This window comes from Bacillus sp. FSL R5-0439 (assembly GCF_038008805.1).
GTDB lineage: Bacteria > Bacillota > Bacilli > Bacillales > Bacillaceae > Bacillus > Bacillus safensis.
Window position 1 is genome coordinate 2,443,564 of record NZ_JBBOZW010000001.1, and the last position, 14,632, is coordinate 2,458,195.

General features: G+C 42.1%; 15 protein-coding genes and 2 other annotated features. Of the genes, 1 reads left to right on the forward strand and 14 read right to left on the reverse strand.

The genetic code is table 11. The annotated features are described in order from the left end of the window. Nucleotides 1-13 precede the first annotated feature (13 nt). The 14 genes from rplU to NST59_RS12645 form a co-directional block, all read right to left on the reverse strand. Nucleotides 14-322 carry a 50S ribosomal protein L21 gene (gene rplU / locus NST59_RS12580; protein ID WP_003216781.1) on the reverse strand — a complete coding sequence of 103 codons (309 nt, stop codon included), beginning with the start codon at nt 320-322 and terminating at the stop codon, nt 14-16. Between the two features lie 12 nt (nt 323-334). After that, nucleotides 335-407: a sequence feature (ribosomal protein L21 leader region), on the reverse strand. A 66-nt stretch (nt 408-473) separates the two neighbouring features. Next, complete coding sequence (locus NST59_RS12585; RefSeq protein WP_047203338.1) at nt 474-1,343, reverse strand: M50 family metallopeptidase; 870 nt, start codon at nt 1,341-1,343, stop codon at nt 474-476. Then, nucleotides 1,336-2,127: a M23 family metallopeptidase gene (locus tag NST59_RS12590; RefSeq protein WP_041086457.1), complete on the reverse strand. Its 792-nt coding sequence runs from the start codon at nt 2,125-2,127 to the stop codon at nt 1,336-1,338. The genes NST59_RS12585 and NST59_RS12590 overlap by 8 nt, the downstream gene beginning before the upstream one ends. 180 nt (nt 2,128-2,307) lie before the next feature. Beyond that, nucleotides 2,308-3,111: a septum site-determining protein MinD gene (gene minD / locus NST59_RS12595; RefSeq protein WP_017358134.1), complete on the reverse strand. Its 804-nt coding sequence runs from the start codon at nt 3,109-3,111 to the stop codon at nt 2,308-2,310. A gap of 2 nt (nt 3,112-3,113) precedes the next feature. Further along, complete coding sequence (gene minC / locus NST59_RS12600; RefSeq protein ID WP_046311942.1) at nt 3,114-3,797, reverse strand: septum site-determining protein MinC; 684 nt, start codon at nt 3,795-3,797, stop codon at nt 3,114-3,116. Nucleotides 3,798-3,851: 54 nt separating this feature from the next. After that, nucleotides 3,852-4,370, reverse strand: a complete 519-nt coding sequence (gene mreD, locus NST59_RS12605; protein ID WP_039180381.1) for a rod shape-determining protein MreD — start codon at nt 4,368-4,370, stop codon at nt 3,852-3,854. Further along, nucleotides 4,367-5,266 carry a rod shape-determining protein MreC gene (mreC, locus tag NST59_RS12610; protein ID WP_039180383.1) on the reverse strand — a complete coding sequence of 300 codons (900 nt, stop codon included), beginning with the start codon at nt 5,264-5,266 and terminating at the stop codon, nt 4,367-4,369. The genes mreD and mreC overlap by 4 nt, the downstream gene beginning before the upstream one ends. A gap of 27 nt (nt 5,267-5,293) precedes the next feature. Next, on the reverse strand, nt 5,294-6,313 hold the full coding sequence (locus NST59_RS12615; protein WP_007501538.1) for a rod shape-determining protein: 1,020 nt from the start codon (nt 6,311-6,313) through the stop codon (nt 5,294-5,296). A gap of 89 nt (nt 6,314-6,402) precedes the next feature. Beyond that, nucleotides 6,403-7,077, reverse strand: a complete 675-nt coding sequence (gene radC, locus NST59_RS12620; protein WP_029706175.1) for a RadC family protein — start codon at nt 7,075-7,077, stop codon at nt 6,403-6,405. Between the two features lie 47 nt (nt 7,078-7,124). After that, nucleotides 7,125-7,694 carry a Maf family protein gene (locus NST59_RS12625; RefSeq protein ID WP_039180386.1) on the reverse strand — a complete coding sequence of 190 codons (570 nt, stop codon included), beginning with the start codon at nt 7,692-7,694 and terminating at the stop codon, nt 7,125-7,127. 177 nt (nt 7,695-7,871) lie between these two features. Then, nucleotides 7,872-8,888: an SPOR domain-containing protein gene (locus tag NST59_RS12630; protein ID WP_039183241.1), complete on the reverse strand. Its 1,017-nt coding sequence runs from the start codon at nt 8,886-8,888 to the stop codon at nt 7,872-7,874. Nucleotides 8,889-9,044: 156 nt separating this feature from the next. Beyond that, nucleotides 9,045-9,776, reverse strand: a complete 732-nt coding sequence (locus NST59_RS12635) for a prepilin peptidase (protein WP_341040685.1) — start codon at nt 9,774-9,776, stop codon at nt 9,045-9,047. A gap of 147 nt (nt 9,777-9,923) precedes the next feature. Continuing rightward, nucleotides 9,924-11,228 carry a bifunctional folylpolyglutamate synthase/dihydrofolate synthase gene (locus NST59_RS12640; RefSeq protein ID WP_341040687.1) on the reverse strand — a complete coding sequence of 435 codons (1,305 nt, stop codon included), beginning with the start codon at nt 11,226-11,228 and terminating at the stop codon, nt 9,924-9,926. A gap of 65 nt (nt 11,229-11,293) precedes the next feature. Continuing rightward, nucleotides 11,294-13,936: a valine--tRNA ligase gene (locus tag NST59_RS12645; protein ID WP_041086475.1), complete on the reverse strand. Its 2,643-nt coding sequence runs from the start codon at nt 13,934-13,936 to the stop codon at nt 11,294-11,296. 59 nt (nt 13,937-13,995) lie between these two features. Then, nucleotides 13,996-14,225, reverse strand: a binding site (T-box leader). A gap of 168 nt (nt 14,226-14,393) precedes the next feature. Here NST59_RS12645 and NST59_RS12650 point away from each other — a divergent pair. Further along, nucleotides 14,394-14,582: a hypothetical protein gene (locus tag NST59_RS12650; protein WP_003216497.1), complete on the forward strand. Its 189-nt coding sequence runs from the start codon at nt 14,394-14,396 to the stop codon at nt 14,580-14,582. The last annotated feature ends 50 nt before the right edge of the window (nt 14,583-14,632 follow it).

Genomic DNA, 14,632 nt, shown 5'->3' on the forward strand with positions numbered 1-14,632 from the left:
TCACTCACACGCCTTAAGCGTTGATTTTTTCGATAACAACTTTAGTGTAAGGTTGACGATGACCTTGTTTCTTGTGGTTGTTTTTCTTCGGTTTGTACTTGAACACAGTAATTTTCTTACCGCGACCTTGTTTTTCAACTTTAGCCGTTACTGTTGCTCCAGCAACTGAAGGGTTACCCACTTTGACAGTGTCTCCGCCGACAAACAATACGTTTTCGAAAGTTACTGTTTCACCTGCTTCAGCAGCTAGTTTTTCAACATAAACAGTTTGACCTTCTTCAACTTTTACTTGTTTACCACCAGTTTCGATAATTGCGTACATCTCTGCACCTCCTAATAAACTCAGACTCGCCGAATACAGGGGGCCATAGGCACTTTACACCTGCTCCGCGCGGTTGTAGCACGGGTGCTACATATCCATAACATTAAAAAATATATCAAACTAGACGCAAAATGTCAATGTATTTTCACCATTAGTACGGTAAAAGAAGCTCTTCCATTGAGGAGGTCGTTCTGCGATCTGAAAAATACGCATGGAGCAGTTCATTTTCATCAAGCTGACTCATCTTCACGCCATCTCTTTCAATAATAATCGGATGCTTGCAGCCCCTTTGAAATCGTGCCATCACTTCGTAAACTTTTTCCTCTGCACTTGCTCTCAGCGGAATCAGTTTTTCTACCTTTTGCTCTTTTTTACCGTAATACCGTTCTAGTAAAAAACGAACCCTGACGTAATGCCGCTGCCTGTGCTCCATCACGAGTGAATAAGCTAAAAAAGTGAGCAGCACCCAGCCATTGAATTGCAGCGGTGCAAACAAAAGTAATCCTGCTGTCAATAGACCGAAAAAGACAAGTGAGCCTTTTATGGCTAGAGCATGTGCACGTTGGAAAGGGTAAAAAATAGATAAGAGCAAAAAGAATAATTTTCCGCCATCAAGCGGCCAAATGGGCAAAAGATTGACAAGAAAAATCGCCATATTATAAAAGGTAAACATCGTAAAGACGTCATGCGAGATAAGAGAAGCCTCCATGAACAGCCACGCCATGAGCTGGAGCGGTACATGCTGAAGCGGCCCGCACAAAATGACCGCCAGCTCCTCTTTTAGCGGACGGTTTCCATGTTCCTCTACTTCAACCGTTCCGCCAAATGGCAGTAAAAAAATCCGCCGAATGCGCCAATGATAATAGCATGCAGCCGCTGCATGTCCAAGTTCATGGACACAGACGATCACAAGCAGGCAAAGCAGCGGCTTAATTTGACCTGACAGAATCGCAAACGCCATCACAATCCACAGCAGCGGATGGATGTGAATTTTCGTCAGCATGAGCAGCCATCTATTCAAAGGTCATCACCTGAATAGGATCGATAAATTGTTCATTTTGTTTAATGGCAAAGTAATACGTGCCCTTCCCTTGATCATCAAGCGAAATCTGGCCAATTTTTTCACCTTTATCAACAAAATCGTATAAGGCCACATCGGCTTTCTTTAATTGACCGTACCAGCTATAGCTGTTATCTGCATGCTGCACCACAACGGTAAGCCCAGTGTCGCTTTTCTTTTTCACCTCGACCACATAGCCTTCCTTCATACTATCAATGGCTTCAGCGGATGTTTCAACTTTGACCCCTGCTCCATTTTGCGTAAAGGATTCCTGCACTTTACCAGAGGCAGGCACAGCTAGTTCTTGATTCGCTTGTACGTCCTTTTGGCCCTCTTTTTTCTCTGTTAAAAATGCCAGCGGATGTCCGACTGTTTTTTCAATCCAGCGGTTGGCAGCAGCAAATTGAAAATCTTGCTCAAAGGTCTGAGTAATCATCGGCTTCAGCTGCTGAAACGGACCTGCCTGACCTTTAAATGAAATGGCTGCAATCAACACAAGGGACGCTGATAATAAGCATTTAAGCACAAAAGTATTCGGGTTAAATAAGGGATGACGATATTTCTTTGGCTGATGAGACGCCGGTTCATAGGAGGTCGAGCCAGAATGCTTTTCTTCCTCTGTCAGCATAACCCATGGCGGGATATCCTCTTTTTTCTTGAAAGCCGTCTTCTTAGGAGGAGCAGCTGGCTGCATCGTTTTGCGGCGCTGCGCGATTTTCTTTCGGTACTCGTCCACTCTTTTCATGAGATCACCCTTTACATACAAACAGTTTGTACATTTTATGTGACAACCTCATCTGATATGCAACAAAAAGACCGATTCTAAATCGAATCGGTCTCAGCGTGTAGACAAACCCTAGCATTCGTTGTCAGGTCTGCGCTCCAGTGCTCGTCCTTACTAGACTGTAAAGGTTTTCTATCACGATTATGCTCTTACACCAAAAAATGCTTTCAGCTTTGCAAACATTCCCTTGTTTTCTTCTTCAAAGGATTGAAGCGGAACAGATTCGCCTAGTACGCGGCGGGCAATATTGCGATAGGCAATCGATACTTTGTTTTTAGCATCCATAACAATCGGTTCACCATTGTTTGAAGCCTTAATCACATCATCATCATCTGCTACGATGCCAAGTAGATCAATCGATAAGTGATGTACCACTTCATCTACATCCATTGAATCGCCATTTTTCGCCATGTGTGTACGAATACGGTTGACAATCAAACGAGGCGGTTCGATATCTTCTTGTTCTAACAAACCGATGATTCGGTCCGCATCTCTCACAGCTGAGATTTCAGGTGTCGTCACGACAATGGCCTTGTCTGCACCTGATACAGCATTTTTAAAGCCTTGCTCAATTCCAGCAGGGCAGTCAATGACAACATAATCAAAGTCTTGTTTCAATGATTGAATTAATTCTTTGATCTGTTCTGGCTCTACAGCCGTTTTATCACTTGTTTGAGCAGCAGGTAAAAGATACAAAAGATCCTCGAAACGCTTATCTTTTACAAGCGCTTGGTGAATTTTGCATCTTCCTTCTACTACATCAACTAGATCATAAATAATGCGGTTTTCAAGCCCCATCACGACATCCAGATTCCGAAGGCCGATGTCCGTATCGACTAGACACACTTTTTTCCCTTGAATTGCTAGTGCTGTGCCTAAGTTTGCAGATGTTGTTGTTTTGCCAACGCCGCCTTTTCCTGAGGTAATCACAATAGCCTCGCCCAATTTCACATTCCTCCCTCAAGCCTTGTCAGATTAGGTCTTATATGAGCCAATTGCTGCAGGCGTTCAATGATCATATTGCCATCTATATCTAAATAAGCACATTCCATTTCATTTCCATCTTCTTTTTGGTCTGGTGCACGGTTAATAACTTGTGCGATGCGAAGCTGTGTTGGAATCATATGTGATGCCGCAATAACAGCCTGCTTGTTGCCATTACATCCAGCATGCGCCACACCTTTTAATGCGCCAAGCACAAAAATATTTCCTCCTGCGCGAATCGTTCCGCCAGGATTGACATCTCCTATTAATAAAAGATCTCCTTCGACATACAGCACCTGTCCAGAGCGTACAATTTTTGCTACAGAAGTAATTTCAGCCTCTGCTTTTAATCGTCTCGCCTCTTCAGTTGACATGACGTCACTTTCAATGGAGTGGATCACGAGATGTTCATTTTCAGACACCGCTTCAGTCAAACGCGTCTCCTGATCCTCCGTTAAATAACGAAAACCAAGCTTAATATGCACATTGACCTTATGTCCTTCTCTTCCATCTGTATATTGCTCAAGTAAAAGAACCTCTCGTAAGCCAGAAAGAAGATCATCAAACGAACAGTCATCATTTAACTGTAATGTTAATCCGTTTTTTGTACCTTTTATCGTCACATATTGCTGTTTTTGAGTTTTCAAGATGCTCACCTCAACAACATACTCATTTCGCCTTAATTGGACAAACTCCTGCTTTTATTCGTCGATCAGTCCTTGTTTCACATTGATGAAAAAGAGCCTAAGCGGCACAACAAGTATGAGAGACGCAGCAGTATTTAAAAGAATCGTTGGAATAAAGCGTTCGATGACATACGTATTAAACGGCATAATCCCTGGTTGAATTGTCGCTTGAACGCCGTATACATAAAACTCCATGACGGAAACAGCAATAATCGACAGAAAGACGACGACTAACATATTCGTTTGCAAAACTTTAAAGGCTTTTGCTAGCAAATAGCAAAGCGCCCCAAAGCCAAACATATGAACACCAAGTATGCCTGTATATGAAATATCATATAAAAGTCCAAAGATAAATCCGTAAATCACACCATATTTTTGATTCACAAAAGCAGTCATAAATACAAGTGCAAGTAAAATGAAATGAGGAGCTAAAATTTGATTCTCTGAAACAAATGGGAGCTTCACTAAATCGACAAAAATGCTGTCAAATACGAAGATAAACAACATGACGAAAGCAAGAAGGACACGTTTCACGAGCCTTCCTCCTTCGTCAATTCAGATGCATCTGCTGTACTTGTGCTGCGATTCACCACAATCACACGGTCTAAATTGTTGAGTTCAGCCGCTGGTTCTACGTAAATGATCTTCGTCAGGCCGTAATGGTCTGGCTCGATTTCACTCACCTTACCAATCGTCAAGCCTTGCGGGAATACGCCCCCTGCTCCAGATGTTTCAACAAGATCTCCTTTTTTGACATCCCCATCTGCATCGGATTTTAGAATATTCATAGTCAGCATTTTTTTCTTGCTGTCATAACCGTTAATGATTCCATTGAGTTCTTCTTTGCCCTTTTTCGCAAAAATTTTCGTTGAAATTCTATTATTTTGGTCAGTAGAGCTTAGCAACCTTACAGTTGAAGTAAAATTGTTGAGCTTATCACTTTCAATCTTCCCAATTAATGCGCCACTCTCATTTGTGACCGCCATATCTTTGTCAACGCCTTGTTTTTTCCCTTTATCAATCATCACAAAGCTATCCCAAAGAGATGGGTTTCTTGCGATAACAGTTGATAGAATTGGCGTGTAATCACGAACAGAGTTCACATAGCCAAGCTGTTTGCGAAGCTTTTTGTTCTCATCTTCTAGTTCTTGAAGTTTCGCCTCATATTGGGTTTGTCCATCAAGTTTTTTTCGAAGACGCTCGTTTTCATCATATGTGTTCTTTAAATCTTGTACGTTCCCATAAATACCGGCAATAAATTGTGATGGTTTATGAAAGACACCTTGAAAAAATCCTGTCGTATCCCCCACTAATTTTTCCGGCCATGAAGCACCTCTGCCGCTTTTCACTGAAAAACCAATCATGGCCACCAGTACGATGACACAGACAAGGAGCAACATTAATCTTTTATTCATAAAAAACTGCGGCATGTCTTACACCTCTTTAATTACGCCCGATTATCGATTATCTTTTGATTTTCCTTTGAACAAATGAATATGTTCTAGTGCTTTCCCTGTTCCGATCGCCACACAGTCAAGCGGATCTTCAGCAATAATGACTGGCATTTTCGTTTCATCGCTAATGACTTTGTCAAGATTACGTAGTAATGCACCGCCTCCTGTTAAAACAATTCCGCGGTCCATAATATCTGCTGCCAGCTCAGGCGGGGTTTTTTCAAGCGTCATTTTTACTGCATCGACAATTGTTTCCACCGTATCGCGAAGCGCTTTTGCAATCTCTTCTGCCGTAATAGAGATTGTTTTTGGCAGACCTGTTAAAAGGTCACGTCCACGAATGTCCATCTCATCATGTACATCAGGCTGCGCAGAACCGATTTCCATTTTAATCGCTTCTGACGTACGATCACCAATCATCAGGTTATACGTTTTACGGATGTAGCTGCTGATCGCATCATCCATTTCATCACCTGCAACACGGATTGATTGTGATGTCACAATGCCGCCAAGAGAAATAATCGCTACTTCTGTTGTACCGCCGCCAATATCCACAACCATACTTCCTGTTGGCTCCCATACAGGCAGGTTAGCACCGATTGCCGCAGCAAATGGTTCTTCAATCGGATATGCGTCACGTGCACCAGCTTGTCTTGTTGCATCAATAACTGCACGCTCTTCTACAGCTGTAATGCCAGATGGCACACATACCATGACGTAAGGTTTACGAGCAAAAAGCCCTTTGCCTTTTAATGCTTGATTAATGTAATATTTCATCATTGTTGCTGTCGTCTCGTAATCTGCAATGACTCCGTCTTTCATTGGGCGTAGTGCCACTACATTACCAGGTGTACGGCCAATCATATTTCTAGCATCATTTCCGACCGCCACTATAGACTTCGTATCAGTTTCCAAAGCTACGACCGAAGGTTCTCTCACAACAATGCCTTTTCCTTTAATAAAAACAAGCGTATTCGCTGTTCCAAGATCTATTCCAAGGTCTTTTGTACCAATTCCAAACATATGTATGTATCTTCCTTTCTTAAACCAAAATTCCCTTAGGGAAAAACTCATAAACTCTATTATATCGTAAAACATTGAAAAAAAAAGTGTTACAAATACCCTTTTTCCTTCAAACTCACAAATTTTTGATCACCTATGACAAGATGATCAAGCAGCTGTATTCCAATCAGCTTTCCACATTCAAATAGTCTCTGTGTGACTTCAATATCTTCCCTGCTGGGCGTCGGATCTCCAGATGGATGGTTGTGCACACAAATAAATGAAGCAGCGGACCGTTTAAAGGCCTCTTTGAAAATTTCACGCGGGTGAACGATGGATGAGTTCAGACTTCCAATAAACACGGTATGTTTATGAAGAACTTGATTTTTTGTGTTGAGATAAAGACAAACGAAATTTTCCTGTTGTAAAAACCTCATATCTTCCATCACAAAGTTTGCCCCATCCTCTGGTGTGCGGATCACATAGCGGTTGTCCGTCGTTTGATGGTGTAATCTAGTGCCGAGTTCTAAAGCAGCTAAAAGAGAGACCGCCTTCGCCTTTCCAACTCCTCGAATCTTCGACATTTCTTCAATTGAGGCTTCTCTTATAGTACGAAGACCGCCAAATGTTTGCAGAAGTCTTGCGGAAATTTGAAGAACTGATTCCTTTTTTGTGCCTGTCCTTAAAAGAATCGCAACAAGTTCATGGTTTGACAGACTGCCGGGACCATATTTGATCAATCGTTCTCTCGGCTTTTCATCTTGAGGAAAATGCTTTAGCAACATAGGGAAATCGTTCATGATGCCCACTCCTTTTAGATTCCTTCCTGTCATCAAAAAGGGGTGATTCCAAATGTTTCGAGCACTCTAACTGTTTTGGCAATAGGGAGACCTACAACGGAAAAATAATCACCGTCTATTTTTTGAACAAACAGTGCGCCTTTCCCTTGAATACCATAGCTTCCCGCTTTATCAAGCGGTTCTCCCGTTTCGATATAGCGGTCTATTTCATTTTGCGTAAGTGCCCAAAACGTCACTTCTGTCTGTTCATAAAATGTTTCTTTTCTATTCTCTGACTGAATCGTGACACCCGTCAAGACTTGATGTGTCTTTCCTGACAATAATTGAAGCATTGAGGCCGCTTCTTCCTTGTCTTTTGGTTTCCCAAGACATTTGCCGTCAATTGCAACAATCGTATCTGCACCAATAATCACAGCTTCGGGATATAATCTTTGAATATCACTTGCTTTTTGTTCTGCCAACCATTGGACGTTCTCTGCAGGAGAAAAGTTTCGATTTATTTCTTCTTTTAATTGACTTGCTTGAATGTCATAAGAAAACCCTGCTAGATCAAGCAATTCTTTTCTTCTAGGGGATTGAGATGCGAGAATCAATCGGTTCATGTTTGTTCATCCTTTCAGGGTTTAGCCTAAGAAGTAAGATACCCATTCATCCTATCAAATGTACATCTTACCGACAATTTACGAAAATTCATTTTTCATGTTCCTTCATCATTATGTTGGATGAAAAAGAAAAAAACTAGTCATTTTTTGACTAGTTTGGTTTCTTAAAATATGATTTTACGTATTTAATTGATCAAGCAGTGCCTGCTGAGATTTCCACCCGTTTTCAGCAGTAGGTTCATTTAACAGCTGCACCGCTTTCAGCAAACTGCTTTTAGCTGGTGCGTCCGTTGTTTTGGCACTTTCAAGCTCAGAGATCAGCTGCGTAACGTCCTTTTGATCCACATCATCTCCTGCAATGACCTTAGAGGATAATACAGATGCCTTTTCTATTAAACTAGTCAGCTCATCCGGTACTTGAAATGAGAGCTCCTTGCCTCCCCATGCCTCAAAGTGCTGATCAATCAGCTTCTTCCCAACAGCACTTGTCATGCCCTGTTCTGTCGCAAGCCCAGCAATGACATAATAGCCATCATCCATTGAGATCTTTTTCCCCGCATACCCTGCTTCTTTTAAACTGCCAACTAATTCATCTGCTCCTTTTTCAGAGGAAAACTTTCCAGCCTGTACGACATAGGTTGAAAAATGGCCAGAGGCGCTTTTTTCATCTTTATTCTCTTTTGATTCATCAGCAGTATCTGCTGGCGGCGCATCCCCGCCCGCTTTCATTGATGATTGATTTCCGGACGCTGAAACGCTGATATCTCCCCCTGATGGATTCTGAGTACCATCTTGACTTAAGCTAAGTGCAAACACACCAAGGCCTGTCCCAAGAACCACTGCAAACACAATCGTTGTCATCACTCTCTTAAACGGGCCGCGGTTTTTACCGAACTTCTGATCAAAGGAACCTTTTTTCTTTTGATAAGGTGTGACGACCTTTGGATCAGAATGATAAATATGATCAGCTGCGTCATCCCACTGGAAGTCTTCTTCTTTCGGTTTAGCCGGTTCTTCCTCAGATGCAGCTGTCTCCTGTTCTGACTGCCTTTTTTCCTCCCAATTCGAAAACGTCACTTGATCATCCTCTTGCTGTTTTGGCGGCTGGTGGTCATCTTCATGAAGCATTTCTTCTTTGCCATTAATATTGACTTTTAATCCTTGTTTTTTTGCCTGCCTTTTTTTCACTGTCATTCCCCGCTTTCTGACATTGTTTGTAAGAAAGACCTTTTTGTCCAATGAATCAGCGCGAATGTACCCGTCCTTCTTTCTGTTTCACACTTTAACATAGCGGAAAAAAAAAAGAACAAGACTTTTGTCGGCAGGGAAAAAAAGTGTTCGCCAATTTTTTCAACCGGTCGACCCTGCGAATGGGAGCATGACATGAGCTCCATAGAGATACAGCCAAAAAGAAAAAGAGATCGCAGGAACAAAGGGAAATGGTTCATCTAATCGAAAAGAAAAAACCTTCGCATAGGCGATTCCAGAGATACACGAGAGGAAAAGAATGAGAAGGAATGGCTTGAAGCCAAAGCAAAACGCAAGAACACCGAACAGCTTCATATCAGCTCCGCCCATGCTATTTGGCTTGAAACGTTCTAAACTATAAAACATGAGAAAGCAAAAAAGAAGCGAAGACGCTCCTTCCCACCAAATTAGAAGAGGTTCAAGCGTGCGGTATATGACGAAAAGAGGGAAAAAGAAGAGAAACAGCTCGTTTGGCACCCTCATATAAAGGAGATCACTCACGACAGCAATCACAAATAAACTACAAAGAATCACAAGAAAAAGACTTTCAAACGAAATACCAGCGATTCTATACATGAGCAAAAAAAGACTGCCTGACAGCAGCTCAACCAGTGGATATAACAAAGACAGCCGAGTGCCGCAATGCTTACAAGTTCCCCTCAATAACGCATACGAAACGAGCGGGATCATCTCGTGCAGGGAAAGCGGCTGTTTACAGACTGTGCAGTGAGAACGAGGAAGAAGAATAGATCGCTTAAGCGGCAGCCTTTCACCAACTAGATGAAAGAACGACCCCATGGTGACGCCTGCAAGAAACACAAAAATGCCTATCATATATCGTGACCCCTTCCGAGAATAAGATAGACCGGATTTTATCACGATCGTATTCATTGAGCACATAGCGAAAATATGATTTTACTTTCCATCTGCATATCAAAAGAAAAAAACACAAATGGCGTTAAAGCCATTTGCGTTTTTGTGTTACCCGATCATACGATTTCGTATATCTGAAATAAAATAAAGAGAACCTGTCACAATGATCACCGCTGAAGGATCATCACTTTTTTTCTGAATGAACTCAAGCACTGTACGAGGGTCATCATCATACGATTTTGCGTCTAACTGACTGCATACATAAAGCTTTTCAGCTGATTCGGCTCTTGGAAAATCAAATGAAACAAAATGGATAGAAGAACTGACAGCTTCAAGCTTTTGAATCATTTGCTTGTACGGCTTATCTTTTAAAGCACTAAAACATATATGCACCTGTTTACTAGAAAAATGAGCTTGTACACTTTCAATTAAACGGTCGATCCCTTCTTCATTATGAGCGCCGTCTAAATACACTGGAGGATGATCTTTGACTTTTTCAAATCTCCCAGCCCAAGCTGCCTGCCGAATGCCCTCATATATTTGCTCTTCTGTCACACTAATATAGCCTTCTTGCTCCAGCCATTCAATGAGTAAAACAGCAAGGGAAGCATTTTGCCTTTGATGCGTTCCGATTAATCCTGTTTCAAGCTGCGGATACTGCTTTTTTGATGTGCGTAACGTGAAACGTTCACCTGTTTCTGTCGGCTGCTGCTCATCAAAGCTACAAGTATCATGTAATGAAATACATTCAGCATTCTTTTCTTTTGCTGTGTTTTGAATGACAGCAAGAGCTTCAGGCTGGTGAACTGCCGTGATCATTGGAATACCCTCTTTGATAATACCCGCTTTTTCAGCTGCAATTTGTTCAAGTGTGTCACCTAAAATGGCCATATGATCATGACCAATCGACGTAATCGCTGTTAAAATAGGAACAGCAATATTTGTAGAATCAAGTCTTCCCCCAAGCCCTGTTTCCAAGAGGACAAAGTCTACTTGGTGCACATGAGCAAAATAAGCAAATGCACATGCTGTAATGATTTCAAATTCTGTAGTTGCGCCAAGCTCTGTTTGATCTAATTCGTCAACAAAAGGCTTGATTTCATTCACCAAACTCAACCATTCTTCATCTTCTATAGGCACTCCATTAACACTGATTCTTTCATTGAACGTTAGTATAAACGGAGAGGTGAAAGTTCCGACCGAATAGCCGGCTGCCTGCAAAACAGAACGCGTAAACGCAATGGTTGATCCTTTACCATTTGTACCTGCAACATGTACTGTTTTTATACTTTGTTCCGGATTTCCTAGTCTGTTCATCAGCCATTTCATTCGTTCAAGACCCGGTTTTACGCCAAAGGCCAGTCTGCTGTGAATCCAATCAATGGCTTCATGATAGGTTGTAAACAATGTCATCTCTCATTTCATACGAAATTTTCAAAAAAGACGACTCCCTTTCATTAGGAGCCGTCTTTTCAACCTTATGCTTTCAGCTCTTCAATACGCTTTTGAACAGCTTCGCGTTTTGCGACATAATCACGTTCTTTCGCACGCTCTTCTTCTACGACACTTTCAGGCGCTTTTTTCATAAAGCCTTCGTTGCCAAGCTTTTTCTGTACTCGTTCCACTTCTTTTGTCAGCTTATCAAGCTCTTTTTGCAGACGAGCAATTTCTTCATCTAAGTTGATTAAGCCTTCAAGCGGCAGAATGAGTTCTGCTCCAGAAATAACAGCCGTCATCGCTTTATCACTAGCTGGGATATCTGTGCCAATTTCAAGAACACTTGGGTTCGTGAAGCGCTCAATATATGAACGGTTTTTCTCTAAGCGTTCCTGCACATCAGATGTAGAGGCTTTAATGTAAAGTTCAACTTGTTTGCTCATTGGCGTGTTCACTTCACTGCGAATGTTACGAACAGAGCGAATGAGTTCCACAAGCAGCTTCATATCAGCAGAAGCTTGTTCGTTGGAAAGCTCCGGCTTCACTTCAGGCCATGCCGCAACAGTAATGGACTCACCTTCATGCGGTAGATGCTGCCAGATTTCTTCTGTTAAGAACGGCATAAACGGATGTAAAAGTCTCATCGTTTGATCTAATACATACGCAAGGATCGAACGAGTCGTTTTCTTCGCTGCTTCGTCTTCTCCATAAAGCGGAAGTTTCGCCATTTCAATGTACCAATCACAGAAATCATCCCAAATGAAGTTGTATAAATGTCTGCCCACTTCACCGAATTCATACTTGTCAGCAAGCTGTGTGACACTTTCAATTGTTTCATTTAAGCGTGTTAAAATCCATTGGTCAGCAACTGATTTTTCTCCTGTTAAATCAAGCTCATCATACGTTAAACCATCCATATTCATTAAAGCAAAACGGGATGCGTTCCAAATTTTGTTCGCAAAGTTCCAAGTGGATTCAACCTTTTCAAAACTAAAACGAAGATCCTGACCTGGTGAGCTTCCAGTCGCTAAGAAATATCTTAATGAATCCGCACCGTACTTGTCGATGACCTCCATTGGATCAATTCCGTTGCCGAGCGACTTACTCATTTTACGCCCTTGTTCATCGCGGATAAGCCCATGAATAAGGACATCTTTGAACGGTTTTTCTCCTGTGAATTCAAGACCTTGGAAGATCATGCGGGATACCCAGAAGAAAATGATGTCATAGCCAGTTACAAGCAGATTGGTTGGATAGTAGCGCTTGAAGTCTTCACTGTCTGCATCCGGCCAGCCCATTGTAGAAAACGGCCAAAGAGCTGAACTGAACCATGTATCAAGTACATCGTTATCCTGTTCCCAGTTCTCAATATCTTCTGGAGCTTCAAGTCCAACGTATACTTCTTTCGTTTCTTTATGATACCAAGCCGGAATACGGTGTCCCCACCATAGTTGACGAGAAATACACCAGTCACGGATATTTTCCATCCAATGTAAATATGTCTTTTCAAATCGGTCTGGAACAAATTGAACTTGGTCGTCACCTTTTTGCAGATGAATGGCTTCGTCTGCCAGCGGCTGCATTTTCACAAACCATTGTGTTGATAAATACGGTTCAACGACAGCTCCACTTCGCTCACTATGACCAACTGAATGCATGTGGTCCTCAATTTTGAACAAAATGCCTTCTTCTTGTAAATCCTTCACAAGCTGTTTGCGGCATTCAAAGCGGTCCATTCCTTTATATTGCAGGGCATTCGCATTCATTGTGCCATCTTCATTCATGACAAGAATACGCTCTAGCCCGTGGCGGTTTCCAAGCTCAAAGTCATTCGGGTCATGAGCAGGTGTAATTTTCACAGCACCTGAACCAAACTCCATATCAACATAGTCATCACCGACGATTGGGATCTCACGGCCTGTAATTGGTAAAACCACTGTTTTTCCAATCAAATGCTGATAACGCTCGTCATCAGGGTGTACGGCTACGGCTGTATCTCCCAGCATTGTTTCAGGTCTTGTTGTCGCAATTTCAATTGAACCCGTGCCATCTGAAAGCGGATATCTCAAGTGATAAAACGCACCTTGAACATCCTTATAAATCACTTCAATATCAGAAAGTGCCGTTTTCGTTGCTGGATCCCAGTTAATGATGTACTCTCCGCGATAAATAAGCCCTTTTTCGTACAATTGAACAAACACTTGGCGAACGGCTTTATTCAGACCTTCATCTAAAGTAAAACGTTCACGGGAGTAATCGAGACCAAGACCCATTTTCGCCCACTGGCTGCGAATAAAATCTGCATATTCTTCTTTCCACTTCCACGTTTCTTCCACAAATTTCTCTCGGCCAAGGTCATACCGGCTTACGCCTTCTTCGCGAAGCTTTGCCTCGACTTTTGCCTGAGTCGCAATACCGGCATGGTCCATACCTGGAAGCCAAAGAACGTCATAGCCCTGCATCCGTTTCATACGTGTCACGATGTCTTGGAGTGTAGAATCCCATGCATGCCCAAGGTGCAGTTTTCCTGTCACGTTTGGTGGAGGAATGACGACTGTATATGGATCTTTCGTTTTGTCATTTTGTGCTTCGAAGAATTTTCCTTCAAGCCAGTACGTATAGCGGTCTTTTTCAATCGCATTAGGATCGTACTTTGTTGGCATTTCTTGATTATTTGTTCCCATTTGTGTAACCTCCACATTTTTTCGGCTGATGAAACATAAAAAAAGCCTTTCCATCCTTATAAAAGGACGAAAAAGCTTTTTCGCGGTACCACCTTTTTTCACGAGACACATACACGTGTCCCATACACTCTAAAGGATAACGGGGTTCTCCCGAATTTCTCTACTTGTTCATTCAAGAAATTAAGCTCACAGGCGACCTTCCAAACAAGTACATCCTAGGAAACCTCTCAGCTCTTGGCTTCCCTCTCTTTAGGGTCTTGCTCGTACTCTTCCTGATCCACGCTTACGATATATCACGTTCATCAGCACATACTCATCTTTTATTAATATTACTAAATGCCTTTTGTTTTCGTCAATCATCTTTTCCGCTTTTCTTCTTCTTTATACAAATTGGGCAGGCACCCTTCGCCCTTTTGCCCATATGATAATAACAAAATGAAGAAGGAGGGCGTTTGATTTGAAGAAGATCAATCCTTACACACTCCCCCCCTGGCTGAGACAAATTCGGGCAGTTGCCTCCCAAGTCGTTCTCCCGATTGCTATATTTCAAGGATTTCGTACGATCATTTTCCCTACAACATTTGACGTCCTCATTCTAGGTATTCTTATTTTTCTCGCCTGTGCCTTTCATCTTGATTGGTTTTAAAAAAACTCATGCTTATGTACCTGCCCATATAAAGCCAACGCAGCATAACC

Excerpts from the sequence above, each read along its gene's own strand:
- NST59_RS12635 (WP_341040685.1), bottom strand. The coding sequence starts at position 9,776 with ATGATAGGCATTTTTGTGTTTCTTGCAGGCGTCACCATGGGGTCGTTC.
- radC (WP_029706175.1), bottom strand. The coding sequence starts at position 7,077 with ATGTTGCTAAAGCATTTTCCTCAAGATGAAAAGCCGAGAGAACGATTG.
- NST59_RS12640 (WP_341040687.1), bottom strand. The coding sequence starts at position 11,228 with ATGACATTGTTTACAACCTATCATGAAGCCATTGATTGGATTCACAGC.
- NST59_RS12645 (WP_041086475.1), bottom strand. The coding sequence starts at position 13,936 with ATGGGAACAAATAATCAAGAAATGCCAACAAAGTACGATCCTAATGCG.
- NST59_RS12630 (WP_039183241.1), bottom strand. The coding sequence starts at position 8,888 with ATGACAGTGAAAAAAAGGCAGGCAAAAAAACAAGGATTAAAAGTCAAT.
- rplU (WP_003216781.1), bottom strand. The coding sequence starts at position 322 with ATGTACGCAATTATCGAAACTGGTGGTAAACAAGTAAAAGTTGAAGAA.
- NST59_RS12625 (WP_039180386.1), bottom strand. The coding sequence starts at position 7,694 with ATGAACCGATTGATTCTCGCATCTCAATCCCCTAGAAGAAAAGAATTG.
- mreC (WP_039180383.1), bottom strand. The coding sequence starts at position 5,266 with ATGCCGCAGTTTTTTATGAATAAAAGATTAATGTTGCTCCTTGTCTGT.
- NST59_RS12590 (WP_041086457.1), bottom strand. The coding sequence starts at position 2,127 with ATGAAAAGAGTGGACGAGTACCGAAAGAAAATCGCGCAGCGCCGCAAA.
- NST59_RS12615 (WP_007501538.1), bottom strand. The coding sequence starts at position 6,313 with ATGTTTGGAATTGGTACAAAAGACCTTGGAATAGATCTTGGAACAGCG.